Below are 25,181 nucleotides of genomic sequence, written 5' to 3'. Positions count from 1 at the left end.
CGCCCTGCCACGGTGCCGTCCTGGCCGCTTCTCCCGTGACCGCGGGCGGAACCGGTCGGAGCGCGGACCGGTTACCGTCGGGCGGATGCCGAAGCTGAAGGAGAACCGATGAGGCGGGTACTGGTCACGGGAGCGTCGCGAGGGATCGGCCGCGCCGTCGCGGTGGCGTTCGCCGAACAGGGCGACACCGTGGCGGTCCATTACGCGGCCCGGCGCGACGACGCCGAGGAGACCCTGCGGCGGTTGCCCGGCGACGGCCACATCGTGCTCGCGGGCGACATCAGCGATCCGGCCGTGGCGCGACGCATCGTCGACGATGCCGTGGTGGCGATGGGCGGGGTGGACGTACTCGTCAACAACGCCGCCGTTGCGCCCTCGGCCGCGAACCGGCACTCGGTGGCCGAGGTCTCCTACGAGGACTGGCAGCGGTCCTGGCACCGCATGATCGACGTCAATCTGCTCGGCGCGGCGAACCTGATCTACGGCGTCGCCCGGCACCTCATCGACCGGGGCGCGAGGGGCAGCATCGTCAACGTCGGCTCCCGTGGAGCGTTCCGGGGAGAGCCCGACTTCCCCGCGTACGGCGCGAGCAAGGCCGCGCTGCACGCGTTCGGGCAGTCGATGGCCGTCGCCCTGGCGCCGCACGGGATCTCGGTGACGTCCGTGGCGCCGGGCTTCGTCGCGACGGAACGGCAGGCCACGAAGTTGGCAGGCCAGGACGGCGAGGCGCTGCGTGGCGAGAGCCCGTTCGGGCGGGTCGGGACGGCTGAGGAGGTGGCGGAGGCCGTGCTCTACCTCGCCTCACCCGGGGCCGTGTGGTCGTCCGGCGCGGTGCTCGACCTCAACGGCGCGTCCCACCTGCGTACGTGAGGGGCCGACTGACAGGCCGATACGTAAGCGGTCACCGGGTGGGAACCGGCACCTGCCTGCGTGAGGGCCCGCGGTCCTTCCGCGGATGTCCCCACGTCTCTTTGCCGTTCGGCAGGGATCTTCCGGTCGCCGTGGCCGAGGAAGTGCCAGAGACTGGGCCCGGCCGCACCGACGGGACGAACGCCTCGGAGGAAGCGAAATGCGAAACGGTCGCAAGGATCCGACGAGGAGGAGACGGCGGCTCCGATGGCTGCCCGCCGCCGTGCTCGTCGGGGCGTTCGTTCTCGACACCTCCACCATGGGGGACGTCAACACGTTCCCTCTGCTCGCGGCCGCTCCTGGAGTGGCCGCGCCGGTTCTTTCCCTGCGGGGAACGATCGCCACCGGAGTGGCGGCGAACCTCACGGGACTGGCCCTGGTGTACGTGGAGCGAGAGCCGACCCGAGACGACCTCGTTCCCTTCGCCAGCCTGATCCTTCTCACCGTCATCGCAGCGGTCTTCAATGTGATCTTGACACGCGACAGGCGGCAGCTGGCAACGAGCCGTGAGGTGGCCGCAGCGGTCCAGCGCGCCGTGCTCCCGGACCTGCCTCGTCGTGCGGGGCGGCTGGCGGTGGCCGCCAGGTACGAGGTCGCTCATGAGGAGGCTGCCATCGGCGGTGATCTCTTCGCGATCCAGGAAACTCCCCACGGTGTCCGCATGCTCATCGCCGATGTGCGCGGCAAGGGGCTCCAGGCGGTCCGTACGGTCAATGCCCTGCTCGGTTCGTTCCACGAAGCGAGCAACCACCGACCGGATCTGCAGGGCGTCGTGCAGCAGTTGGAGGACCGGATGCAGGCCGCGATCAGACACTCGAGTGGAGAAGAAGCCGAGTCCTTCGCCACGGCCGTCATCGCGGAACTTCCCCCTGACTACTCCGTACTGCGCATCGCCAACCGGGGCCACCCGGCGCCACTGCTGGTCCACAACGGCAGAGCGGACCCTCTGGAACCGACCACGCCGTCGTTGCCGCTGGGCCTTGGGGTCCTCGCAGGCGACGAGGTCCATGTCGACCGGTTCGCCCTGCCCGTCGGGGCCACAGTGGTGCTGTTCACCGACGGTATCGACGAAGCCCGCAACGCGAACGGTGTCTTCTTCGATCCCGTTCCGGTTCTGTCCCGGCGCTTCCCGCCCGATCCGGACGCCGTCCTCGAAGCCGTCCTCGGCGCCGTCTTCCAGCACACCGGAGGTGGTCTGCAGGACGATGCCGCCCTCTTCGCCGTCACTCTGGAAGCTGACGCCGCAACCGCGGGGGACGTGGCGTCGCCAGAAGGCCGCTGATCTCCTCGTGCAGCCCGCTCGGCACACGGACGGTCCAGCGTTCGGCCGCCTCGGCGGTCAGGTCCCGGCTCCAGCGCCAGCCGTTCCGGGCCGCCGTACGCACTTCTTCCTCCCGGGCGGCGGCGGTGCCGGCCGTGTAGCGGGCCCGGTCGGCGGCGGGCAGGTCACCTTCCAGGGCACGGCTGGGGGTCAGCCAGTGGGTGGTGCTGTCGCGCAGGAGACGGCAGAGTTGCAGTTGCTGCGGCGCGACGACCGAGTGCAACAAGGCATGTGCGCGGGCCACTTCGCCGCGGGCCAGGACGTGGGCGAGCATGAGCGTCCAGTTGGTCAGCTCGTCGATGAGCTGCTGCGCGGTGTCGGCGGGCTCCGGCGGCCGGAACGCGGCGAGGCGCCGGGCGGCCCGGGTCAGACGGCCGGTGCGGTCCAGCAGGACAGCGGCCTCGGGACGGGGCAGGTGCACCATCCCCTCCCAGGTGGGGACTTCGCTGATGCCGGTGCCGGCGGGCGTGAGGTGGAACTCGCCGCGCATCAGGTCGTCGAAGACGACGGCGAGGATGCCGTACATGTTGGTGTACGCCAGCTTCAGCGGGGCGAGTTGTTCGAGGAACGCCCGGCCGTCGAAGTCGTCGAGGTGCTCGTCGACCACGTACAGATATGCCTCGATGTCGGAGTGGGCGTCGGCCTCGCCGAGGGTCCAGGACCCGTAGAGCAGAACGCCTTCCAGACGCTGGTCGGACCGGGCGATCTCCCGGAGCCGGGCGATGCGGGCGTCGAGTGCGGGGCAGGCGGAGCGGACGGACATGGTGGTTGCTGTCTCCTGAGTGAGCGGGCGGGCACGCCGGCGAACGCCCGGCGCATCGCCGGGCGGATGGCTGAGGCCGTGACGGCCGGCTCAGGAGACGCCCATGGGCGGGATTCTACGCGGCGGGGTGGGGCACGCGGAGCTGTACTCGCCTCCGGCGGACTTCTCCGTCTCCGCTGAGGTGGCCGGGAGACCGACCGGTCGAAGCGAGTCGCGCTCACGGGGGCCGTGCGCGAGCGCCACCGACGCGTCCGGCTCTGCTCACCGTCGCCGACGAGCCTCGGCCCGGTAGGCGCCGCCCTGATCGACAACCGTGTCCGGAGCCGCGGAAGTCGACCGACGTCGCAGGTCCGAGCATTGATCGTAGAAATCTACGAAGAGCCTGCTGACGCTTTCATGTCTTTTACTCCTGGTCGGCTCCACCCGGGTGCCTGTGTACTCCTCAACAAGTCGCAACGGAGCACAGCGCGTTGCGACGAAGCAAGGATGCCGTGGGCATCCTCCGGCATGGCGCGTGGGGAGCGCCGGCCGAAAGGGCCCGGCATCCGGACGCGACGCCGAGCGCGGGCGCGTGGTGCCGGCGTGAGGGTCCCGCAACAGGACCACCGCCGGTGGACCACTCTGCTCGAGCCTCCTGCCATCTTGCCGAACGAAGGAGAAAGCCGTGACTGAGACGTTATCCGGTCGACATGTCGAGATCGCGTGGCCCGACCTGGGTATCACCGTCACCGCGGAACTCGACGGTCGCAACGCCGTGCTGGCCGACGCGCTGTGGGAGTCGTTGCCCTACCGGAGTCTGCAAGGGCACGCGCTGGTCGCGGGACACCACCTGTATCACGTCGCACCGATCCCCTCGCTGCTGCATCTGCCCGCGTCCCACCGGTTCGATCGGCGCGAGGCACCTGACGGGACGGTCTTCTGTTCCGCGCTGCAGCACTTGGGCATCAAGTACGGCGCTCTGACGGAACCGATGCCGGCATCCCCCGTGGGCCAGGTCCGGCCGGACGACATGGCGGGTCTGGTCGAGGCCGGGCATGCGGTGTGGGACTCGGTCTATTCCACGAAGAAGCCGGTCCTGGTCGAGGTGCGCAAGGCAGGCATGGGAGGCGGCCACAGCATCCCCCGTCTGACCGCCGCCGCCCCCGACGCCGACAGCCTGATCGGCGACGTGTACGCGGAGACCGAGCGGATCTGGCTGTCCGAACCGCCCGAGCTCGCTGATCTGCACCGGGGGTGGGTACCGTCCGGGGCCGGGAGCTTCGGGACGGTTCTGCCCACCCTTCTGTTCGTCAACGGTGAGACGCGCCCGCTGGGGTATGCCGCCTACGGCGGCCTGGTCCGAGGCGTGGTCGACGGCATGCCGATGGACTCTCTGCGCCAGATGGCGCGCCTCTTGGTCGGTGTCCCGGCCGAGTTCCTGGGCTACTGCGGAATGGAGAAGTTGTGGGCCTTCACCCAGCGCCTCCTGTCCTGCGTCGACCATCTCGACCGCGACGACTTCCTGGCCGTGGTGAGCCAGATGGCTCTCTACGTCAACTGCCTGGGCGGCTGGAACCTGCACCTGTTCCCGTGGGACGCCGGAGACCACCTGCGTCAGCATCTCCCCGCCGATGTGGGCCGGCGGTCATGAGCACTCTGCCCACCCGCACGGACGCCCTCGTCATCGGCGGAGGAGTCATCGGCACCTCGATAGCCTGCCATCTCGCCGAGGCCGGCGTCCGCACCGTCCTGCTCGAGCGCGGCGCCCTCGGGTCGGGAGCGTCCGGGAGCACCGCGGGCGTCCTGCGTACCTACTTTCCCGGCGACCCCCGCACCGGCAGCCTCGCCGTCCGGAGCATGGCGGCATATCACGCCTTCACCGAGCGGACCGGAGCACCCCTCGGCCTGGAGCGTGTCGGTTTCCTGGTGGTGTTCACCGAAAACCACCAGGTGGAGGACTTCCGCCGCACCCGGGCCGCCCAGCAGGCCGCAGGGGTGGACGTCGAACTCGTGACCGCGTCCGAAGCGGTGCGGCTCAACCCACTGCTCAGCGAGCGCGCCGTCCTGGCGGCAGCCTGGGCGCCCGAGGCCTACGCCTGCGACCCCGCCGCCATCGTGCGCGGCTACGCCGCAGCCGCCCGGGATGCCGGCGCCGTCCTGTGCACGGAAACACCCGTCACCGGCATCGACCCCGACGGGCAGGTCCACACGCCCACGGGCAGCATCCGCGCCGGAACCGTCGTGTGCGCGGCCGGCCCATGGTCGGGAACGGTCGCCTCCATGGCCGGCGTCGACCTCCCCGTGACCACGTACCCCGTGGAACTGCTCCTCACCGCCGCGCCCGCCGCTCCGCTCCCCACCCTGCCGATGACCCTGCACGCCTCCTCCGGCCTGCGGATCCGGTCCTGGCGGGACCGCGTCCTCATCGGGATGGGCCGCCCCGGCCCGGACGAATCCCGGCAGGCGTGGCTCGAGCGGCTGTCCCACCGACTCGGCGCCACCTACCCGGCACTCGACGGCATCCGCCTTCATCGCGGGTGGAGCGGGGCCTTCGACGGCAGCCCGAACGGGACCCCCTTCATCGGCCGGCATCCCTCCCGTCCGTTCCTCCACGCGGCAGGATTCTCCGGCCAGGGGCTGTGCCAGGCGCCCGCAGCCGGAGAGATGATCCGCGACCTCGTGGCCGACAAGCAGCCGAGGATATTTTCGTGATCGTCTTGGGGTGCAACGGATTCACGCGCGTCTCGGAAATCTTCGCCGAGCACTTCGGCGCGGTCGGCACCGAACGGCACTACCTCCTCGGCCACGACGCGGGTGCGGCCCTGCTTGTGGACGGCGAACTGGTCGCCGCCGTGGAGGAAGAGCGGCTGAACCGGGAGAAGAAGACCTCCGACTTCCCGGTCAACGCCGTGACATGGTGCCTTGAACACGCAGGACTGACCTTCTCCGACATCGACCTTGTTGCCGTCCCCTGGGATTTCTCGACCGAGGTCCTGGACGGGATGCTGTCCGACATCACGTCCACGCCGATGGCACCCTCGGCGAAGCTGCACCTCATGCGGAACATCGGCGAGCTGTTCACCGGAGCCGTCGGCCGCGACGCGATCCTCGCCGACTTCGCCGCCCGCACCGGGTTCGCCCCCGACCCGGAAAAGGTGGTGTTCGTGCCGCACCACCTCGCCCACGCGATGACCGGCTACCGAATGGCGGGCATGAAGGACGCCGCGTTCCTCATCAGCGACGGCCGTGCGGAACGGTTCTCGTCGCTGACCGGCGAGATCCGCGACGGCAGGATCCGCGTCTTCGACGAGTCGACCATCGGCGCGGAGTATTCGATCGGGCTCCTGTTCGCCGCGATCACCCGGTACCTGGGCTTCGTCCCCAACAACGACGAATACAAGGTCATGGGTCTGTCCGGATTCGCCGAGCCCCCGTCCCCGAACCCGTTCCTCGAGCACATCGTCGAACTGCACGAGGACGGGCGGTACACCTTCTGCAGGCCCCTCGAGACGCACAACCCCCGCAGCCTCGAGCCCCTCTTCGAGCAGCATTTCGGTCCCGTGCAGGACACCCTGGAATACAAAGCCCGTGTCGCCGCCGCGGCACAGGAGATGCTGACGGTCGTCACCAGCCACCAACTCCGCGCGCTGGAGGCCAAGACGGATCTGGACCACCTGCTCTTCGAAGGTGGAGTGGCGCTGAACTGCCTCAACAACACTCCGCTGTTCGAGGGGTCGCGGTTCGCCGACATGGACGTGAGTTTCGGCGCCAGTGATACGGGCATAGCCATCGGCGCCGCGGTTCACGCCTGGGTCAACCACCCTGACAACACCGGCCGGCAGATGTCAGCGCCGCCGGTCACTCCGTACCTCGGACCGGAATACGACGACTCGGCGATCGAACAGGCCCTGAGGGACTTCGACGGTCGAGTGGTATGGAGGAGGCTGACCGACGACGAGGTCGTCGCCCAGGTGGCGGAACTGCTCACCGAGAAGGTCGTCATCGGCTGGTACGAGGGCCGGACGGAGCACGGCCCCCGGGCGCTGGGTCACCGCAGCATCCTTGCCAACCCGAAGTTCGCGGATATCAAGGACATCATCAATACCAAGGTCAAACACCGCGAGCCGTTCCGCCCGTTCGCGCCGATCGTGCTCGAGTCGGACGCGCCGAAGATCTTCGAGATGGGCCGCAAAGCGCGTTCGCCGTACATGACGTTCGTCTTCCCGGTGCGGCCGGAGTTCCGTGACGTGATCCCCGGTGCGGTCCATGTGGACGGTACCTCCAGGGTGCAGACGATCAATGATCAGCACACACCGCGGCTGGCGGCCCTGCTACGCCGGTTCACCGCGCTGACCGACGTTCCCTGTCTGATCAACACCTCGTTCAACGTGGCGGGCGAGCCGATCGTCTGCACCCCTGCCGACGCGCTGAACTGCTTTCTCGGAACGGAGATCGATCACCTCATGCTCGGCAACTGTCTCGTCACCAAGGCGGAGGCCGTGACGGGACCGAACCTGACCCGTACCCCGGTCGCACCGGAGCACATCGCCGGCGTCCGGCCGTGATGACCTCCGCGGCAGCCGCCGGACCGCGCTGATTGCAGCGCTCACCCCAAGGCGACACCCGCGGGCCACCTGCCGCCCCGGATGCGATGACCCTCACGGGCAGAGCATCCGGGGAGCCCCACCCAAGAAGATGAGGAGTCACCATGACCGCACACATCCAGGAAACGAGCATCCAGGAGATCGAGCGCGCCTGGATGGACCAGGCGATCAGATCGGCCCGCGACAGCGTGACGAACGGCGGCGGTCCTTTCGGCGCCCTGGTCGTGAAGGACGGCGAGGTCGTCGCGATCGGGAACAACCAGGTCACCGCGACCCTGGACCCGACGGCGCACGCCGAGGTGGGCGCGATGCGCGCCGCGTGCAAGCGACTGGACACCTTCTCGCTCGAGGGCTGCGTCCTGGTCACCTCGTGCGAGCCGTGCCCGATGTGTCTGTCCTCCGCACTGTGGGCGCGCGTCGACCGGATCGTCTACGCCGCCGATCGGCACGATGCCGCGGTGGCCGGCTTCGACGACCGAAGGTTCTACGACCTGTTCGACAAGAAGCCCGCGTCGATGTGGCCGATGCCGGTCGAGCGGCTGGACGTGGCGAACCGTACGGCGCCGTTCGACGAGTGGCTGGCCAAGTCCGACCGTATCGACTACTGACGGGGAGTTCTGTTGGAGATCCAGCGGAAGCACACGATGCACCACTCGACGATCCTCGACGCCGGTCCGGACACCGTCTGGGCCGAGGTCCGCGACCCCATGAAGGTGGTGAAGATCGTGTCCGGCCCTGCGGTGAAGAACGTGAGCTGGACCGAAGGCGGCGCGCTCGAAAGGGTGCCGTCCCGGTACGACTTCACGCTGGCGTTCAACGACGGCCTCGTCCAGCAGGAGGTCGCCGGCCGCAACGAGGTGGAGCGATCCTCCACCTACCGGGCCGTCGCGCCGACGATGGGCATCCTCAGCTATGCCGCCACCCTTCGCGTCCGGCCGGTGACCGACGATCCGGACCGCAGTTACTTCGAGTGGTCACGGGAGCTGGAGATGGCCGACGACGCCGACCCCGACGTCGTCAAGGCGATCCTCGCCATGATGGAGAAGCAGACCGACTCCGTGCGGGACCATTTCGCATCGCCGAAGAAGTAGCCGGCGGTGAACGAGGCGAGAGGCGCGGGGCTCCCGGAGCGTGAGCGGGAGCCGCCGGGGTCCACGGCGGAGTCGGACGCGGGGGCCGGCGACGGGGCGGGGGCCGAGCCGGCGGTCGTAGGCGCTCTTGCCGCCTCCGGCCGCCCGGCCGACCGGGGGACGCCGACGACACTCGTGCTGCTGCGGCACGGCGAGACGTCGCTGACGCCCCAGAAGCGGTTCTCCGGCAGCGGCGGCTCGGACCCGCCGCTGTCCGAGACCGGGCGGCGGCAGGCCAGGGCGACCGCCACTCTGCTGGCCGCCCGCCGCAGCGTGCAGGCGATCGTCACCTCACCGCTGCGGCGCGGCCGGCAGACGGCGGAGGCGGTCGCCGCGCGGCTCGGCCTGGACGTACACGTCGAGGACGCCCTGCGCGAGGCGGACTTCGGCGCCTGGGAGGGGCTGACCTTCGCGGAGGTGCGCGAGCGCTACGCCGATGATCTGTCGGCATGGCTGGGGTCCCCGGCGGCGGCGCCCTCTGGCGGCGGCGAGCCGTTCGAGGCGGTGGCACGTCGGGTGGCGGCGGCGCGGGATGTACTGCTGGAGCGTCATGCGGGGAAGACCGTGCTGGTCGTCTCGCACGTCGGCCCGCTGAGGACGCTGGTGCGGCTGGCGCTGGACGCGCCGCCGCAGTCACTGTTCCGGATGGAGCTGGCGGCGGCGTCGCTGTCGGCGGTGACGTACGACGCGGACGGGAGCGCGTCGGTGAGGCTGCTCAACGACACGGGGCACCTGCGGTAGGCCGGGCCTCGTGGAGCTCGCGACCGCAGGCAGCCCCGGCGCCACGCGGGGCACCCTGAGCTGCGCAGACGAAGGCACGGCACCCGGCTCCTCCGGACCGGCCGGCCGTGCAAGGCCGGGCGCAGCGTGATGAGGACGACGCAGGTGTGCCGGTGAGGGGGGACGCCGTCGCCGCCCACCGGGAGTGCCTGTGGACGGCTTTTCAACCGCCCTGCCACCGGCGCAGCTCTCCGCCGGAGCCGTCCGACGCAGCGGCCGGCGGGCCCTCCGCAGCCCGGTCCGGCGTTGCGGAGGGCATCAGGGGCCGGCCCTCGGCGTCCTCCGGTTCGCAGCGGCGCGTGCAGAGCCGGACCGCCCGGCGGCGGATCCGCAGCGGCAGGCAGCGGCATCGACGTGCCGGCCCTCCAGGTCAGGCGGGCCGCCCGACCTGGACCGCGCCCGGCAGGCCGGCACGAGAGCCCAACGGCCCCACCAGGCCGTAGTGGTCGCGCAGCGTACGGCCGGTGTATTCGGTACGGAACAGGCCGCGAGCCTGGAGGATCGGCACGACCTGGTCGACGAAGTGGTCGAGCCCGCCGGGAAAGTACGGCGGCATGATGTTGAATCCGTCGGCCGCTCCCTCGGTGAACCACTCCTGGAGGTGGTCGGCGATCTGGTCCGCGGTGCCCGCCACCACCCGGTGACCGCGACCACCGCCGAGGCGGGCGATCAGCTCCCGCAGGGTGAGCCCCTCCCGCCGGGCCAGCTCGGCGACGAGCCTGAAGCGGCTCTTGTTGCCGTTGATGTCCCGCTCGTCCGGGAGTTCCGGCAGCGGCCCGTCGAGTGGCAGACCCGTCAGGTCGGTCCCGAGCATCCCCGAAAGCTGGGCCACGCCGTACTCGGGCACCTGGAGGTCGGTGAGCTGCTGTGCCAGGGCACGGGCCTCCGCCTCTGTCGAACCGATCACAGGGCAGACGCCGGGAAGGATCCTCACGTCGTCGGCCGCGCGACCGTGGCGGGCCGTCCGGCTCTTGAGGTCCTTGTAGAACGCCTGCGCGTCGGCCAAGGTCTGTTGCGCGGTGAACACCGCTTCCGCGTACCTGGCGGCGAACTCCTTGCCGTCCTCCGAGGATCCCGCCTGCACCAGCAGCGGCCGCCCCTGCGGGGAGCGGGGCACGTTCAGGGGGCCGCGCACCTGGAAGTGTGTTCCCCGGTGGTCGATCGGCCGGACCTTGTCGGTGTCCGCGTAGACGCCGTTCGCACGGTCGAGAACGATCGCGTCGCCCTCCCAGCTGTCCCACAGCTTCACTGCGACATCGACGAACTCCCGTGCCCGCTCGTAGCGGAGGCCGTGCTCGAGGTGTTCGTCCCGCCCGAAGTTCCGGGCCTCGTCGACGTTCCCGGAGGTCACGATGTTCCATCCGGCCCGGCCGCCGCTCAGGTGGTCGAGGGAGGCGAACGCGCGGGCCGTGGTGAACGGTTCGTTGAACGTGGTCGAGACGGTGGCGATGAGCCCGATGTGCTCGGTGACGGCGGCAAGCGCCGACAGGAGCGTGAGCGGTTCGAAGCCGCCCAGGGCGTTGTGGCGGACGTTGCCCGGCAGGGTCAGGCCGTCGGCGAGGAACACCGAATCGAGCAGGCCACGTTCGGCGGTCATCGCCAGCTGCTGGAAGTACGTCAGGTCGGTGACGCGCTCCGGTTGGGTGAGGGGATGTCGCCAGGCCGCGTCGTGGTGACCGGCGTTCATCAGAAAGGCGTTGAGGTGCAGGTGGCGAGGTGGCGAGGAAGGCATGGCGGAGTCCTTGGCGGTGAGGGCGGGGGAGACGGAAAGCGGGCGAAAGCGGCGGCAGTCGGCAGGAGCGGGAACGGGATCAGGCAGCAGAAGCGGCCGGTTCAGCCGTTCGCGGGGACCCGCCAGGAGCTGAGCCGCCGTTCCAGGGCGACCAGGAGCTGATTGAAGGCCACGCCGATCGCGGAGATCGTGATGATCCCGGCGTACATCTGCGGGATGGCGAAGTTGTACTGGGAGCTGTTGATCAGATGGCCGAGTCCCGCCTTGGCGCCGATCATCTCGGCCGCGACCAGCACGAGGATGGACACCGCCCCGGCGAGCCTGATCCCGGTGAAGACCGCCGGCACGGACGCCGGGAGGATCACCTTCTGGAACAGCCGGACCGGGGACAGGTCCAGCGATCGGGCGAGCCTCAGCAGCGTCGGATCCACGGAACGCACCGCGCTGATCGTGCTCAGCAGCACCGGCCACGTGCAGGCGTACACGACGATGGAGATCTTGGACGTCTCCCCGATGCCGAGCAACAGCACGAACACGGGAAGCAGCGCGAGGGCGGCGGTGTTGCGGAACACTTCGAGCAGCGGCCCGAGGAGGTCCGCCACCGGCCGGTACCAGCCGATCAGCAGCCCGAGAGGGACGGCGAACGCCACCGCGATCGCGAACCCGCTGAGCGAACGGGTGAGGCTGGCGCTCGCGTTGTCGGCGAGCTGCCCGTCGACGGCGAGCTGCCACCACGCCCGGGCGACCTCACTGAACGGAGGCAGGAACGTCCGGTCGACCAGCCCGAACCGGGGCGCCGCCTCCCACAGCAGGACCAGCGCCAAGACGGCCACCGATGAGGTGCCGGCCCTGACGAGGCCGTACGCCGACCGGCGGGCGGCCGAGCGGAACCGCTTGCGGCGCGGCGGGGAGCGGCCGGGGCGGCCACCGGCTGCGGAGCGGCTCCCTCGGGGCGCGCCACGGGATGCGGGGCGAGGCCGGTGCCGGCTTCGGTCACGGGACTCATACGGCGACTCCTTCTCTTTCCTCCTGCTGGGCCCTGGACACCTCGTCGCGCAGCAGGGACCAGATCCGGTGCCGGTACCGGGCGAACTCGGGACTGGAACGCGGATCGTCGCTGCTGGTGCGGGCGGGCAGGTCGATCGGTACGACTTCCTTGATCCGGCCGGGCCGGGAGGTCATGACGGCCACGCGCTGTCCCAGGTGGACGGCTTCGTCGATGCCGTGCGTGATGAACACGACCGTCTTTCCGGTGCGCTGCCAGATGCGCAGCAGCTCGTCCTGGAGGGACTCCCTGGTCTGGGCGTCCAGCGCCGCGAACGGTTCGTCCATCAGCAGGACGTCCGGGTCGTACGCGAGGCTCCGCGCGATCGCGACGCGCTGCCGCATACCGCCCGACAGCTCGTGCGGATGACGGCCCTCGAACCCGCTCAGCCCCACCAGGTCCAGGAACTCCCGGGCGCGGGCGGCGCGTTCACGCCTCGGTACGCCGGTGGCCTCCAGACCGAACTCGACGTTGCCCTGGGCAGTGCGCCAGGGCAGCAGCGCGTACTGCTGGAACACGATGCCACGGTCCAGGCCCGGCCCGGTGACCGGTGAGCCGTCGAGCAGGATGCTGCCCGAGGTGGGCCCGGACAGGCCTCCGAGCAGGTCCAGCAGGGACGACTTGCCGCAGCCGCTGGGGCCCACCACGACGAGGAACTCGCCGGCGCCGACGGTGAGGTCGATGCCGTCCAGGGCGGTGACCGCGGCCCGTTCGCCGTCCCTGCCCTTGACGGGGAACTCCTTGCGTACACCGTCGAGAACGATTTTGGCCGTGTGCGCGTTCACGGAATCAGCCATGGTGCTCCTCACCTCCCGCCCGCTGTCGCTGTCGCTGTCGCTGTCGCCTTCGGCGCTGAGGGCGAAGGCGACGCGGACGCCGCGTCGTTGTATGCGTTGCTGTAGAGCGCGTCGGACTTGACCCGGCCCCGGTCGATGTCGCCGCGCTCGGCCAGCCAATCGATCCAGAGCCGGAATTCGTCCTTGGCGATGCGACCGCCGGGCCGGGCGACGCCGAACGACCTCCAGTAGCGCAGCGTGGCGACGTCCTCGTTCCGTCCCCGCTTCTTGACGATCTCCGTCATGCGCGCGACTACCTCGTCGCGGGGCGTGGTGCGCGACCAGTCGAGCGCGCGCCCGACGCCCGTGACGAACGTCCTTACCGTGTCGGGGTTCTGCTCGATGAACCGCTCGGTCATGACGTACGTCCCGGCGCTGAAGGAGCCGAGGAGCTGGTGGTCGGTGAAGAGCGGCCGCAGGCCGCCGTTCGCGAGCGCCTTGTCCCGGAGCACACCGCTCAGCACGGCGACCTCGATCTGTTTCTGGCGCAAGGACTGCTCGGTGTTGACCGGAGGCACGACGAGCGACTCGACCTTGGCGGCGTCCGCTGCGTGGAGGCCGCTGCGCTGGAGGTATATGGCCAGCATGGCTTCCGAGTGGGCGCCGAGGGTGTTCATGCCGACCCTCCTGCCGATGAGGTCGCGGGCGGAGCGGATCGGGCTGTCGGCGAGTACGTAGTAGCCGCTGTAGGCATCCCTGTCGGAGCCGTAGTAACTGATGACGGCCTTGACCGGAGCGCCGTTCGCGGCGAGCTTGACCACCGCGCCGTTGAACGCGCCGCCGAAGTCGGTCTGACCCGTGGCCGCCGACTGGATGTCCTGCGGGCCGCTGATGGTGTTGCCGACCCACTCCAGCTTCACGTCCTCCAGATGCCCGAGGTCCTGCGCGAGTTCTGCGGGGGTGACCTGGCCCGTCCAGCCCTGGTAGCGAAGGGTCCTGGTCCGGCCCTTGCCGGAGGATCCACCCCCCACGGCCCTGCCGCAGCCGACCGCGACCGCCGAGAGACCGAGCAGGGCGAGGAACCGGCGTCGGTCCGCCGGGGGCAACGTGCTCATGGGAACTTCCTGTTCAGGGAGAGAGGGGGAGGGACGGCGAGAGAGCGGAGACATGGGGCGCCCGGGGCTCAGGTGCTTGCGATGAGGGTGAGCGACTCCCGGCCGGTGAGCGCACGGGTGAACCCGTCCACTGCCTCCAGCAGCCGCAGCTCGGCTGCCGGGTCGACCCGGCACGCGTCCGCTCCCAGACGCTCGATCGCCGAGTCCAGCAGGAATGCACCGGGCACCACATGGCGGGCGCCCAGCGCCGACAGCACGGGTCGCAGGGCGTAGTCCATGGCGAGCATGTGCGCGAGGCTGCCGCCGGTGACGAGCGGCAGCACCGTCTTGCCTGCCAGCCCGGCCTGCGGCAGCAGATCGAGGAACACCTTCACAAGGCCGCTGTACGAGGCCTTGTACACGGGCGTGGCCACCACGACGCCCTCGGCGCGCGCCACGGCCTCCAGCGCCTGACCCAACGCGGGGTGCGCGACGGACCCCCTGAGGAGTTCCTGCGCGGGCAGGTCCCGTACGACGATGTGGTCGGCGCCCTGCCCGCCGACCGCGAGCCGGTGGAGCACGTGCTGGACCACGCGGGCGGTCCGGGAATCGGCGGACGGGCTTCCGGAAATAGCGACGACGGACGGCACAGCAGCCTCCTGGGCGAAATACGGCAGCCCGGCACAGTCGCAGCGAGGGAATGCCGAAGAATGGCGAAGAATGGCGAAGAATGGCAGGAAGGAAAGACGGGCGCCGGAGGAAGAAGGACTCACCCCATGGCCGGGCCGCGAGCGCGGACGAGGCGGGGCCCGCGGACGAGGCGGGGCCCGCGGACGAGGCGGGGCCTGCGGACGGGGCCGGCACCCCCACGAATCAGGCGAGGAGCGACGCGCCGGAGGGCCACCGAGGCCCTGTCCGGGCGATCTTCTCGGCCCGGACAGCTCCTAGCAGCCGCAGTGGCGGAACAGACAGAGGGCGCTGGCGTGCCGTCGAAGATCGACGTGGCGCCGCGCGGTGAAGTTCGCTGACTGGCTCACGTCCATGAGGCTGGCAGCGCGGATCAGCCACGTCAATGCGGGAATCGGTGTCGTCTCACATGCCGAATACCTCGCCATGCGCCTGAAGTCCGCCGTTCACAAACCGTTTTCGCAGCGGCCGGAAGGCGGTGCGTCGCCCCACGTCGCCGCGTGGGGACGAGGCCGATCAAAACCCCGCGGCACCGTGCCCCGTACACGACGGACCGGCCGGCGCGCAGTGCGCGCCGGCCGGTCGCGAGGCACCCGTGTGCAGGGGGCCACCGGTCTACGGGGAAGCAGACCCGCGTGGCGAAACGGTGCAGCGGCCGTGCCTCGACATCGTCGGGCGGGTCAGGCCGCGGGTCCCGTTCGCCAAGCGAAGGACGTCACATGTCGCCCGGTGCGATCCGGCCGCGCCAGCCGCCGGACTCGCCGCCCTGGCTCTCGATGTAGTCCTTGAACCTCCGCATGTCCCCCTTGACGCGCCGGTCGATGGTGCCGGTGACATCGGCGACCTTCTCCGCCGGACCGGACGGTTCGATGTCCATGACCAGCTCCACCCGCGTGTGCGTGTCATCCAGACGCTCGAAGCGGACGGTGCCCTTCTGCTGTGTGTCACCACTGACGGTCCGCCAGGCGATCCGCTCGTCGGGGAACTGGTCGACGATCTCCGTGTCGAACTCGCGACGCACCCCGCCGACCTTGGTCGTCCAGTGGTTGTGACGGTCGTCGATCTGCCGGATCTCCTCGACGCCCTCCATGAAGCGGGGGAACTCCTCGAACATGGTCCACTGGTTGTACGCGGTCCGCACCGGAACCTCGACCTCGACGGCTTCCTTCACGGTGCTCATCAGTGCCTCCTTCTGTTCTGCGGCGATCCCTCTTTCAGCACGGCGCCGGGTCCGGGGAGCGCCCGGACCGCCCGTGCTGAGCTCCGGGTACCCCGTTACGCCCGGTCCTCACGTCCCTCTTCGCCGCGCCCTGGCGCGAGGGCCCGCTCCGCCGCGCGCGGGGGTCGCCGGAGCACGGCACGTGGCCCCGGCTCCGGCGGTGTCTCGGTACGACATACGCCTCGGCCGGGGCCACGATCGGTCCTCCGTGGGAGGTGCTCCGGCGACGATCAGTCCCGGGCCGGTCGGCCGGTCACCGTGTTCTCCTCCCCGACGCCATGGCGGGCGCACCGTTGATCACGAACTGCGAGCCCGGTTCGATCACCACATGGCCCTCGGCCGAGTTCGTGACGGTCACGTCCGTCAGGGTCGCGCTGCCACGGGCGCCGCCGTGGGCCAGGATGCCCGAGCCGTTGTTGGACCTGTCGATGAGGACGTTCTGGATCTGCACGCCCGGCACGGCGCCCCCGCCCGACTTGAACTGGATGCCGTCGTACGTGGAGTCGCGGATCTCGGTGTCCCGGATGGTGACTCCGGGGATGTCCTGTCCCGCCGCGAAGAGCGTGATCGCGCCGAATTCCTGTGCCTCACCCCAGAAGGCTCCGCCCGTGCGGTGCAGCGCGTTGCCGGCGATCAGGGTTCGGCCGGAGAAGGGCAGCGGATCGTGGTCGGTCGCCAGCATGATGCCGGGGTAGTTCATCGTGTCGGAGATCAGGTTGTTTTCGATGGTGTTTCCGTAACCGCCGTAGATTGCGACGCCGTTGGCCCGCCAGGGAAGCTGGACGGTGTTGTTGCGGAAGTGGTTGTCGTGACCGATGTCGGTGGCGGGATCCTTGACGTACCGGCTGGCCCACACTGCCAGGGCGTCGTCACCGGTGTTGCGGAACGAGGAGTTGAACACCGTCGAGTTGCGCGTGCCGTTGGCGAAGTTGATGCCGTCGGCGTACGTGTTCCTGATGCGCATCCCGGTGAACTCGAGGCCGTCTCCCGGACCCCACAGCTCGGGGATGTTCGAGTAGTCGCGGCCGACCCAGGCACCGACGTTCGCGTGCTCGATCCACACGTTGGAAATCTTGGTGTCCTGGCCGAACCGGCCGTTGAGACCGACCCCGCCCTCGGCGTTGCCGTCCCCGCCCCGGATGGTTCCCGAGCCGAAGATCGCGATGTCGGAGATCCTGGTGTTGTCGTCGATGTCGAAGCCGAAGTTGCCCTCGTGGGGGTGGTTGATGCCGCCCGCCTCGTGGGGCGGGGTCAGCGTGTAGAGCTGGGAGTGCCACATGCCCGCGCCGCGGATGATGACGTCCCTGATGCCGACCTGGTTGTGGGTGCCCCGGTCGAGCGGGTCATCGGTGAGGATCTTCTGCTCCTGGCGCCACTGCCCCGCCGGGATCCACACGCAGCCGATGTCACCCTTCTGGTCGGCGGTCACCGCGCGCTGGATGGCGTCCGTGTCGTCGATCCCGTCGTTGGGCACCGCTCCGTAGGACGTGATCGAGGTGCACCCGGCCGGGGGCTCGCCGGTGGGGCCACCTGCTCCAGGTCGATCAGGTCGATGATGTAGAAGGCCGCAGAGTCGCCCGCGTCGCGTTGCAGCCGGAACTTCGTACCGGGCGGATAGGTCTGCGACAGCAGCGCGTGGGACTCGTCGAACAGGCGCCTGGCATCGGCCTGCGGGGTGTTCGTCAGCCCTTCGGGACCGTCGGTGTTGCCGTACAGCCAGCTGTGCTTGGACGAGAGGGTCAGCTTCCGCACGAAGGTGTTGTCGGCGTAGAGACTGATGGTGGCGTCCGCGCCTCCGCCGCCGGGAGCGTCGGGGACGGAGTTACGCACGACGATCGAGTTGGACGCGTTGGTGGAGGTGAACTCGACGTACTGCCCGGTGGAGTTCAGCCGGACCGACTTGCGGCCGGAGGACTCGGTGGCGAAGTTGGTGTGCCCGAACGTGCGCTTCTGGTCGGCGGTGAGCAGGGTGCCCTCGTAACGGGCGTCCTCGGCCTCGTACTCGGCGTACGGCACCGCGGCTCCGCGTCCGACGACCACGGAACGCGCGAGCACGTTGTTGTTCTCGTCGGTCTCGGCGACCAGGGCCGTCGCGTCGGCGGTGGCCGTGAGCGTCGCGCCGCCGCTGGTGGCGGTCCAGCTGCCGCCGATGGGTACGTCGACGGTCCCGCCGGCGGGGACCTGGCCGGTCGTGCCCTGGAGCGTGGTGCTGCCCGCTACCAGGCGGGTGACGGTGCCGGCGCTGATGGCGGTGGTGCCGCGGTTGTGCACCGCCACGGTGAAGGTCACCGGGGCTCCGACGGCGGGGTTCGCCGGGCTGGTGGTGATGGAGCGGACCTCCAGGTCCGGTCCGGGGCTCTGGCCGACGACCAGGGGGAGGCGCCGGTGCGGCTGTTGTTGGTGTCGTCCGCCTCGACGATCGTGTCGGTCGGGTCGACCACGGCCGTGACGGTGTACCTGCCCGTGGGGCGTCTGCCGACGTCGACCGTGACGGTGGCCGTGGCGCCCGCGGCGAGGGCTTCCACCGGGGCGCTGCCCACGACGACGCCTTCGAGACTGACGTCGAGTGTGGTCGCGCCGGCCGTCGCCGTTCCGGCGTTGCGTACCGTCGCGTTCACGGTCACGGCGTCCCTCTCGGAGGGAGCGGCCGGTGACCACGTCAGCTCCGTGAGCGTGAGGTCGGGGTTGGGTGCCGCGGTGCCGATGACCTGGAACTCGGCCACCTGCCCGCCGGGGGCTCCGGTGTTGCCGAAGAACTTCAGCTGCACGTCGGCGTAGCGGCCGCTGACCGGAATGGTCACAGTGTTCTGGTTCGTGGAAGGGGAGAAGCGGTAGTCGGCGCGGTCCTTCAGCGAGGTGAAGCCGCTCGCGGACTGCTCACGGCCGAGCACCTGGATGCTCTGGGTCCGGGCTCCCCATATCGGGTTCGGGTCGAGCTTGACCACGACGGCCTCGACGTCCGCATGGGAACCCAGCTTCACCGTAAGCGTCGAGGGATGGCCGCCGGATTCCCAGTAGGTGGTGACACGGGCGTCGTTGGCGTTGGTGGCGACATACGACTGCGTCGTCGAGGACGCCTCGATCGGTTTGCCGCGGGCCAGGTCGGCGCCGTCCACGGGCGGGTTGCCGGTGTCCTCGGTCTCTCCGTAGACCTCGATCTCGGAGAGCTGCGCGGCGTTCCAGCCGGTGTTGGCGGTGACGTGCACACGGACGTAGCGGATGTCGTCAGCGGTGACGTCGATGCCCACGGTGTTCGTCTGTGACGGGCCGAACGACCTGGCCGCGGACGCCGAGAGCGTGCTGAAGGCGCTGCCGTCGCCGCTGCCCTGGACGCTGAGCGTCTCGGTGCGCGCCTCCCATGTGGAGGGCAGCTTCAGTACCACCCGGTCCACGTCCGTCCGGCTGCCGAGGTCGACCTGGACCCATTGCGGGAAGCTGCCGGCCGGGCCCTCCCAGTACGAATGCTGACTGCCGTCGGTGGTGTTGGCGGCGGGGTAGGACCCGTGGGAGCCGCCTGCGGTCGCGGTCCTGCCGAGGGCGAGGTTGGGGCTCGGATCAGCCGCGTGAGCAGTGCTGACGGGCAGCAGCCCGGCGGCGACAAGGCCGGCCACGAGTGTGCCCGGCAGCAGTCGCCATCTGAACAGTCTGCGTCTCATGGTGTCCTCGGTTCCGTAGGAGACGGCGGGCCCCGGAGCCGGTGCAGCGCTCCTGGGACAGAATTTGAGTGATTCAGTCGAATGTTTGCGCTGAGTGCGCTGACAGGTTTCTAGCGCTCGGTTCGTTTGTCAACGGTCCTTGCGTACCTGCCGTGCGCGGCGTGGGGCTCCAGCGGTGCGGAGTCCCGGGATCCCGCCCGCAGAAGGGGCCCTCGGGCGCGACCGCCCTGTCCTGCAACCGACTGTCAATCAATTACGGAACAAGCGCGAGATATTGCGTTCACCTGATGCTGATGATTGAGTGTGCGACGCCCCGCCTCGCATCGGTGGTGGGGCGCCTTCCACGTTCATGCCCGAAGGGGACCATCCATGAGAAGTGCTCGGTTCCGTCGTTCACGCCGCGCCGGCGCGGTCACCCTCGTCTCCGCTCTCACGCTCACCGCGCTCGCCGCCTGCGGCACGAGCAGCAGCAGCGACAACAGCGGCGGATCCGACAACGGCGGCAACTCCGACCCAGCCGCTCCACTGGACCCGAAGACGAAACTGACGCTCACGATCGACTGCATGCCGCCGGCCGCCAAGGCCGCAGAGCTCAAGCAGTGGAAGGAAGACGTCGCAACGTTCAACAAGACCTACCCGGACATCACGATCGAGGGCCGCTCCACCCCCGGCCAGTGCCTGGAACCGCCGCGCTTCACCGCCATGCTGAAGGCGAAGTCCCAGCCGGACGTCTTCTACACCTACTTCACCGATCTGCCGCAGGTGCTGGACAACGACGGCGCCGCGGACATCAGCGCGTACGTCACCGACAGGACCGTCCCGCTGCTGGGCGACATCGACCCGGACGTCCTGAACTCCCTCAAGCACGAAGGCAAGCTGTACGGCCTGCCCACCAGCAACTACACGATGGGCCTGCTCATCAACCGCAAGCTGTTCCAGCAGGCCGGACTCGACCCGGACGACCCGCCCCGCACCTGGGCCGAGGTCCGTACGGCCGCCAAGAAGATCGCCGGACTCGGCAAGGGCATCGCCGGCTTCGGCGAGTACAGCGCCGGGAACACCGGCGGCTGGCACTTCACCGCACAGATGTACAGCCTCGGTGGCGACATCGTCGACGCGACCGGCAAGAAGGCCGCCTTCGACAACGACATCGGCAAGCAGGTCGCGGCGAACCTCCACGCCATGCGCTGGCAGGACCAGAGCATGGGGCGGACGCAGCTGCTGAAGTGGGGCGACCTCCAGAAGCAGATCGCCTCCGACAAGCTCGGAATGTTCCTGGCCGCCCCCGACGACATCACCTACATGGTTCAGCAACTCGGCGCCTCGTACGAGAACTTCGGCATGGGACCGATACCGGGTGAGCGCAGCACACTGGCCGGCGGCAACAACTACATGATCAAGAAGGGGATCTCCCCGGACAAGATCAAGGCTGCCGTCGCCTGGCTCAACTTCAAGAACCTCACGGTCGGTAAGGGTCAGTTCGACTGGGCGCGCAGCAAGGCGGACAAACTGCCGGTCGGGCTCCCGCAGCCCAACTTCTGGCTCGACGGGTCCAAGAGCAAGGACGATGCCGCCCGCGCCCAGCACGCCACCATGCCCGTCGCCAACTTCGAGTCCTTCATGGACAACCCGGTCCCGGGCAAGGCCGAACCGCCCAAGGCCCAGGAGATCTACAAGGTCCTCGACAACGTGATGTCCGGCATCCTCACCAACGAGGACGCCGACATCGACAAGCTCCTCACGACCGCCGCGTCACAGGTCGATCAGGTGCTCGCCACCGGGTGACCCCCACGGGGACCGGGCCCGCCCGGCCCCGTGCACCCCGCCGACGCGCCGGCCTCGACAGCCGGCGCGCCGGCACCGTCACGTCGGTACGACGCACCGAGGAGCAACCATGTCGGCCCCCACCATGACCACGGACAAGGCGGCCGGGCCCCGCCGCTCGCGGCACCGCGGGGACGTCCCGCGGCCCCGCGGCGGAAGCTTCGCCAAGGCCCTTCGCCGCAACCTCACGGCCCACGGTTTTCTGATCGGCGCCGTGCTCTGCTTCTCGTTCTTCTCCTGGTACCCGATGGTCAGGGAGTTCCTGCTCGCCTTCCAGAAGACGGAGGGCGGACAGACCTCCTGGGCCGGCTGGTCCAACCTCACCACCGTCTTCAACGACCCGGCTTTCTGGCAGGCATGGCGCAACACCGCACTGTTCACGGTCCTCGCGCTGCTCCTCGGCTTCGCCGTGCCGTTCCTCGTCGCCGTGGTGCTCAACGAGTTCCGCCACGCCCAGGGCTACCTGCGCATGCTGGTCTACCTGCCGGTGATGCTGCCGCCGGTCGCGTCGGTGCTGCTGTTCAAGTACCTCTACGACCCGGGCTACGGACTCTTCAACGAGATCCTCGGATTCTTCGGCCTGCCCGCCCAGCAGTGGCTCCAGGACCCCGACACCTCGATGCTCTCCGTCGTCGTCGCGGCGACCTGGATGAACATGGGCGGCGCCACCCTGATCTACCTGGCGGCACTCCAGGGCATCCCGGGCGAACTCTACGAAGCGGCCGAACTCGACGGCGCCGGCGTCCTCCGGAAGATCTGGCACGTCACCGTCCCGCAGACCCGGCTGATTCTCTCGCTGATGCTGCTCATGCAGGTCATCGCGACCATGCAGGTGTTCGTGGAGCCCTTCCTGCTCACCGGCGGCGCGGGCCCGGAGGGCTCGACCACCACCGTCGTGTATCTCATCTACCAGTACGCCTTCAACTTCAACAACTACGGCGCCGCGGCGGCGCTCGGCCTGGTGCTGCTCGTGCTGCTCGCCGGAATCTCGGCCGTGTACGTGAAACTCAGCCGCGCCGAGGACGAGTAGGACGGGAACCGACAGATGACCACACGCACTCTCATCTCGCCGGCCCAGCTGGCACGGCCCCGCGGCAAGGTCTTCTACTGGGCCACCTTCTCCCTGGTCGTCGTCGTGTTCACGCTGGTCTTCCTGGGCCCGCTGTACTGGATGGTCTCCGGCGGACTCAAGACCACCCAGGAAGTCGTCCAGACCCCGCCGACCCTGGTGCCGGACGCCCTCCACCCCGAGAACTACTCGCGGGCCTGGGAGGTCATGGACCTGGCCCGGCTGCTGTTCAACACCCTCTACTACGCCTTCGGGGCCCTCGCCTTCCAGCTGGTCCTCGACGTGGCAGCGGCCTACTCGCTGTCCCGCCTCAGGCCGGTCTTCGGCAAGGCGATCCTCGGCATGATGCTCGCCACGCTCATGATCCCGGCGACCGTGCTCGTCGTGCCCCAGTACTTGACCGTGCTCGACGTGCCGGTCTTCGAACGCAACCTGCTGAACTCGCCCTGGGCGATCTGGCTGCCGTCCGTCACCAACGCCTTCAACATCTTCCTGCTGAAGCGCTTCTTCGACTCCATCCCGAAGGAGCTGCTCGACGCGGCCTCCATGGACGGCGCGAGCCCCATGCGCACGCTCCGGTCGATCGTGCTGCCCATCTCACGGCCCATTCTGGGCGTCGTCTCCATCTTCGCGGTGGTCGGCGTCTGGAAGGACTTCCTCTGGCCGATGCTCACCCTGCCCGACCCGACCAAGCAGACGCTGAACGTCGGCATCTACTCCCTGTCCACCGGTGTGCCCGAGAACATCCTGATAGCGGCGCTCACCATCGCCTCCGTGCCGACGCTGCTCATCTTCCTCCTCTTCCAGCGCAACATCATGAGCGGTCTCACCGCGGGCGGCCTCAAGGGCTGACAGGCCCGGCACCATCCTCACGGCCCCGCCCTCCGCGCTCACCCATGAAGCCTCCGCCGCCGGCCCGTCCTTGACGCCTCGCTGTCCGGGCCGGCGGCGGAGAACCCTCTGCCCGAAAGGACCTCCCGTGGCAGCCCCTCATTCGGACCGCACCGACAACTGGTGGCGCAGCGCCGCCATCTACCAGGTGTACCCGCGCAGCTTCGCCGACGGCGACGGCGACGGCACCGGGGACCTCGCCGGCGTACGGGCCAGGCTGCCGTATCTGGCCGAGCTGGGCGTCGACGCGATCTGGTTCACGCCCTGGTACCTCTCGCCGCTGGCCGACGGCGGCTACGACGTCGCCGACTACCGCACCATCGACCCGGCGTTCGGCACCCTGGCCGAGGCGGAGAAGCTGATCGCGGAGGCCCGCGAGCTGAACATCCGCACCATCGTCGACATCGTCCCCAACCATGTCTCCGACCAGCACGCCTGGTTCCGCGCCGCACTCGCCGCGGGACCGGGCAGCCCGGAACGCGAGCTGTTCCACTTCCGCCCCGGACGCGGCGCGAACGGCGAACTGCCGCCGAACGACTGGCCCTCGCAGTTCGCCGGCAGCACCTGGACCAGGGTCGAGGACGGCGAGTGGTACCTCCACCTCTTCACACCCCAGCAGCCCGACCTGAACTGGGCGCATCCGGCCGTCCGCGAGGAACACGAGGACGTACTGCGCTTCTGGTTCGAACGCGGCGTGGCAGGCGTACGCATCGACTCCGCCGCACTGCCGGCCAAGGACCCCGACCTGGCCGACTTCGTCGAGGCCCGCGACCCGCACCCCTACATCGACCGCGACGAACTCCACGACATCTACCGCTCCTGGCGGGCCGTGGCCGACGAGTACGGCGCGGTCTTCGTCGGCGAGGTGTGGCTGCCCGACGCCGAACGCTTCGCCCGTTACCTGCGCCCCGACGAACTGCACACCGCCTTCAATTTCAACTTCCTCAGCAGCCCCTGGGACGCACGGCGGCTGCGCCGCACGATCGACGACACACTGGCCGAGCACGCGCCCGTCGGCGCCCCCGCCACCTGGGTGCTGTGCAACCACGACGTCACCCGCACCGTGACCCGCTACGGCCGCGAGGACACCGCCTTCGACTTCGCCACCAAGGCCTTCGGCACACCCACCGACCTGGAACTCGGCATCCGCCGCGCCCGCGCCGCGGCCCTTCTCACCCTCGCGCTGCCAGGAGCCGTCTACCTCTACCAGGGCGAGGAACTGGGACTGCCGGAGGCGGAGATCCCGTCGAGCCGCATCCAGGACCCCATGCACCACCGCTCCGGGGGGACGGACCCGGGCCGGGACGGCTGCCGGGTGCCGCTGCCGTGGACCGCGGACGCCCCGTACAGCGGATTCGGCTCCCGGACCGAACCATGGCTGCCGCAACCGGCGGACTGGGCCGCCTACGCCGCGGACCGCCAGGCCGGCGACCCCGGGTCGATGCTCAACCTCTACCGGGAAGCCCTGCGGCTGCGCCGCACCCAGCCCGGCTTCGGGGACGGCCCGTTCACCTGGCTGCCCGCCGGCGGACCCGCCGTGCTCGCCTTCGCCCGGCCGGGCGGGCTGGTGTGCGTGGTGAACTTCGGCGCGGAGCCCGTCCGGCTCCCGCCGCACACACGCCTGCTGCTCGCCAGCGGCCCGCTGGACGACGGCGGACGACGGCTGCCGCAGGACACGGCGGTGTGGCTGCGGACCTGACCG

At 69.7% G+C, this 25,181-nt stretch carries 18 protein-coding genes and 2 pseudogenes; 12 read left to right on the top strand and 8 right to left on the bottom strand.

Going from position 1 to position 25,181, the window contains the following annotated elements; all coding sequences use genetic code 11:
- Positions 1-108: 108 nt before the first annotated feature.
- Together GLX30_RS02480 and GLX30_RS02475 are read left to right on the top strand one after the other, a co-directional pair.
- Positions 109-870, top strand: coding sequence for an SDR family oxidoreductase (locus tag GLX30_RS02480; protein WP_159682981.1), 762 nt, complete (start codon positions 109-111; stop codon positions 868-870).
- 199 nt (positions 871-1,069) lie between these two features.
- Positions 1,070-2,191, top strand: a complete 1,122-nt coding sequence (locus GLX30_RS02475; RefSeq protein ID WP_159682979.1) for a PP2C family protein-serine/threonine phosphatase — start codon at positions 1,070-1,072, stop codon at positions 2,189-2,191.
- Here the strand turns inward: GLX30_RS02475 and GLX30_RS02470 are convergent.
- Positions 2,133-2,993, bottom strand: a complete 861-nt coding sequence (locus GLX30_RS02470; protein ID WP_159682977.1) for a nucleotidyltransferase domain-containing protein — start codon at positions 2,991-2,993, stop codon at positions 2,133-2,135. The genes GLX30_RS02475 and GLX30_RS02470 overlap by 59 nt on opposite strands.
- 664 nt (positions 2,994-3,657) lie before the next feature.
- On the opposite strand from GLX30_RS02470, the gene GLX30_RS02465 reads away from it, so the two are divergent.
- The 6 genes and pseudogenes from GLX30_RS02465 to GLX30_RS02440 all read left to right on the top strand — a co-directional run.
- Entirely contained in the window at positions 3,658-4,623 is a 966-nt protein-coding gene (locus GLX30_RS02465) for a hypothetical protein (RefSeq protein ID WP_159682975.1), read from the top strand.
- Positions 4,620-5,684 carry an FAD-binding oxidoreductase gene (locus GLX30_RS02460; RefSeq protein WP_159682973.1) on the top strand — a complete coding sequence of 355 codons (1,065 nt, stop codon included), beginning with the start codon at positions 4,620-4,622 and terminating at the stop codon, positions 5,682-5,684. Before GLX30_RS02465 ends, GLX30_RS02460 begins: the two co-directional genes overlap by 4 nt.
- Entirely contained in the window at positions 5,681-7,537 is a 1,857-nt protein-coding gene (locus GLX30_RS02455; protein ID WP_159682971.1) for a carbamoyltransferase C-terminal domain-containing protein, read from the top strand. The genes GLX30_RS02460 and GLX30_RS02455 overlap by 4 nt, the downstream gene beginning before the upstream one ends.
- 143 nt (positions 7,538-7,680) lie before the next feature.
- Positions 7,681-8,184 carry a nucleoside deaminase gene (locus GLX30_RS02450; protein WP_159682969.1) on the top strand — a complete coding sequence of 168 codons (504 nt, stop codon included), beginning with the start codon at positions 7,681-7,683 and terminating at the stop codon, positions 8,182-8,184.
- A gap of 12 nt (positions 8,185-8,196) precedes the next feature.
- On the top strand, positions 8,197-8,667 hold the full coding sequence (locus GLX30_RS02445; RefSeq protein ID WP_159682967.1) for an SRPBCC family protein: 471 nt from the start codon (positions 8,197-8,199) through the stop codon (positions 8,665-8,667).
- 144 nt (positions 8,668-8,811) lie between these two features.
- Positions 8,812-9,447, top strand: a pseudogene (locus GLX30_RS02440) (histidine phosphatase family protein); the annotation flags it as partial.
- A 409-nt stretch (positions 9,448-9,856) separates the two neighbouring features.
- Here the strand turns inward: GLX30_RS02440 and GLX30_RS02435 are convergent.
- From GLX30_RS02435 to GLX30_RS02405, 7 genes and pseudogenes are all read right to left on the bottom strand, one after another.
- Positions 9,857-11,218 carry an LLM class flavin-dependent oxidoreductase gene (locus tag GLX30_RS02435; RefSeq protein ID WP_159682962.1) on the bottom strand — a complete coding sequence of 454 codons (1,362 nt, stop codon included), beginning with the start codon at positions 11,216-11,218 and terminating at the stop codon, positions 9,857-9,859.
- Positions 11,219-11,319: 101 nt separating this feature from the next.
- Positions 11,320-12,042: an ABC transporter permease gene (locus GLX30_RS02430; protein WP_244257966.1), complete on the bottom strand. Its 723-nt coding sequence runs from the start codon at positions 12,040-12,042 to the stop codon at positions 11,320-11,322.
- A 178-nt stretch (positions 12,043-12,220) separates the two neighbouring features.
- The gene (locus tag GLX30_RS02425) at positions 12,221-13,060 is read right to left on the bottom strand and encodes an ABC transporter ATP-binding protein (RefSeq protein ID WP_159682957.1); all 840 of its coding nucleotides are present in this window, start codon (positions 13,058-13,060) and stop codon (positions 12,221-12,223) included.
- 8 nt (positions 13,061-13,068) lie between these two features.
- The gene (locus GLX30_RS02420; protein ID WP_159682955.1) at positions 13,069-14,154 is read right to left on the bottom strand and encodes an ABC transporter substrate-binding protein; all 1,086 of its coding nucleotides are present in this window, start codon (positions 14,152-14,154) and stop codon (positions 13,069-13,071) included.
- Between the two features lie 68 nt (positions 14,155-14,222).
- Positions 14,223-14,783, bottom strand: coding sequence for an NADPH-dependent FMN reductase (ssuE, locus tag GLX30_RS02415; protein ID WP_159682953.1), 561 nt, complete (start codon positions 14,781-14,783; stop codon positions 14,223-14,225).
- A 752-nt stretch (positions 14,784-15,535) separates the two neighbouring features.
- Positions 15,536-16,000, bottom strand: a complete 465-nt coding sequence (locus GLX30_RS02410; RefSeq protein WP_159682950.1) for an SRPBCC family protein — start codon at positions 15,998-16,000, stop codon at positions 15,536-15,538.
- A 292-nt stretch (positions 16,001-16,292) separates the two neighbouring features.
- Positions 16,293-19,695, bottom strand: a pseudogene (locus tag GLX30_RS02405) (CARDB domain-containing protein).
- Positions 19,696-20,064: 369 nt separating this feature from the next.
- Here GLX30_RS02405 and GLX30_RS02400 point away from each other — a divergent pair.
- From GLX30_RS02400 to GLX30_RS02385, 4 genes are all read left to right on the top strand, one after another.
- Positions 20,065-21,480: an extracellular solute-binding protein gene (locus tag GLX30_RS02400; protein ID WP_159682948.1), complete on the top strand. Its 1,416-nt coding sequence runs from the start codon at positions 20,065-20,067 to the stop codon at positions 21,478-21,480.
- A gap of 109 nt (positions 21,481-21,589) precedes the next feature.
- On the top strand, positions 21,590-22,549 hold the full coding sequence (locus GLX30_RS02395; RefSeq protein ID WP_159682945.1) for a sugar ABC transporter permease: 960 nt from the start codon (positions 21,590-21,592) through the stop codon (positions 22,547-22,549).
- A gap of 15 nt (positions 22,550-22,564) precedes the next feature.
- Entirely contained in the window at positions 22,565-23,440 is an 876-nt protein-coding gene (locus tag GLX30_RS02390) for a carbohydrate ABC transporter permease (RefSeq protein ID WP_159682942.1), read from the top strand.
- A 127-nt stretch (positions 23,441-23,567) separates the two neighbouring features.
- A complete protein-coding gene (locus tag GLX30_RS02385; protein ID WP_159682940.1) occupies positions 23,568-25,178 on the top strand; it encodes a glycoside hydrolase family 13 protein in 1,611 nt (536 codons plus the stop codon).
- Positions 25,179-25,181: the final 3 nt, after the last annotated feature.

Source organism: Streptomyces sp. Tu 2975, from assembly GCF_009832925.1.
In the GTDB taxonomy this organism is placed as follows: domain Bacteria; phylum Actinomycetota; class Actinomycetes; order Streptomycetales; family Streptomycetaceae; genus Streptomyces.
Note: the sequence above shows the minus strand (reverse complement) of the source record. Positions and strands in the feature narration are given on the sequence as shown.

Excerpts from the sequence above, each read along its gene's own strand:
- GLX30_RS02420 (WP_159682955.1), bottom strand. The coding sequence starts at position 14,154 with ATGAGCACGTTGCCCCCGGCGGACCGACGCCGGTTCCTCGCCCTGCTC.
- GLX30_RS02460 (WP_159682973.1), top strand. The coding sequence starts at position 4,620 with ATGAGCACTCTGCCCACCCGCACGGACGCCCTCGTCATCGGCGGAGGA.
- GLX30_RS02425 (WP_159682957.1), bottom strand. The coding sequence starts at position 13,060 with ATGGCTGATTCCGTGAACGCGCACACGGCCAAAATCGTTCTCGACGGT.
- GLX30_RS02470 (WP_159682977.1), bottom strand. The coding sequence starts at position 2,993 with ATGTCCGTCCGCTCCGCCTGCCCCGCACTCGACGCCCGCATCGCCCGG.
- GLX30_RS02390 (WP_159682942.1), top strand. The coding sequence starts at position 22,565 with ATGACCACACGCACTCTCATCTCGCCGGCCCAGCTGGCACGGCCCCGC.
- GLX30_RS02400 (WP_159682948.1), top strand. The coding sequence starts at position 20,065 with ATGAGAAGTGCTCGGTTCCGTCGTTCACGCCGCGCCGGCGCGGTCACC.
- GLX30_RS02435 (WP_159682962.1), bottom strand. The coding sequence starts at position 11,218 with ATGCCTTCCTCGCCACCTCGCCACCTGCACCTCAACGCCTTTCTGATG.
- GLX30_RS02480 (WP_159682981.1), top strand. The coding sequence starts at position 109 with ATGAGGCGGGTACTGGTCACGGGAGCGTCGCGAGGGATCGGCCGCGCC.
- GLX30_RS02410 (WP_159682950.1), bottom strand. The coding sequence starts at position 16,000 with ATGAGCACCGTGAAGGAAGCCGTCGAGGTCGAGGTTCCGGTGCGGACC.
- GLX30_RS02395 (WP_159682945.1), top strand. The coding sequence starts at position 21,590 with ATGTCGGCCCCCACCATGACCACGGACAAGGCGGCCGGGCCCCGCCGC.
- GLX30_RS02475 (WP_159682979.1), top strand. The coding sequence starts at position 1,070 with ATGCGAAACGGTCGCAAGGATCCGACGAGGAGGAGACGGCGGCTCCGA.
- GLX30_RS02450 (WP_159682969.1), top strand. The coding sequence starts at position 7,681 with ATGACCGCACACATCCAGGAAACGAGCATCCAGGAGATCGAGCGCGCC.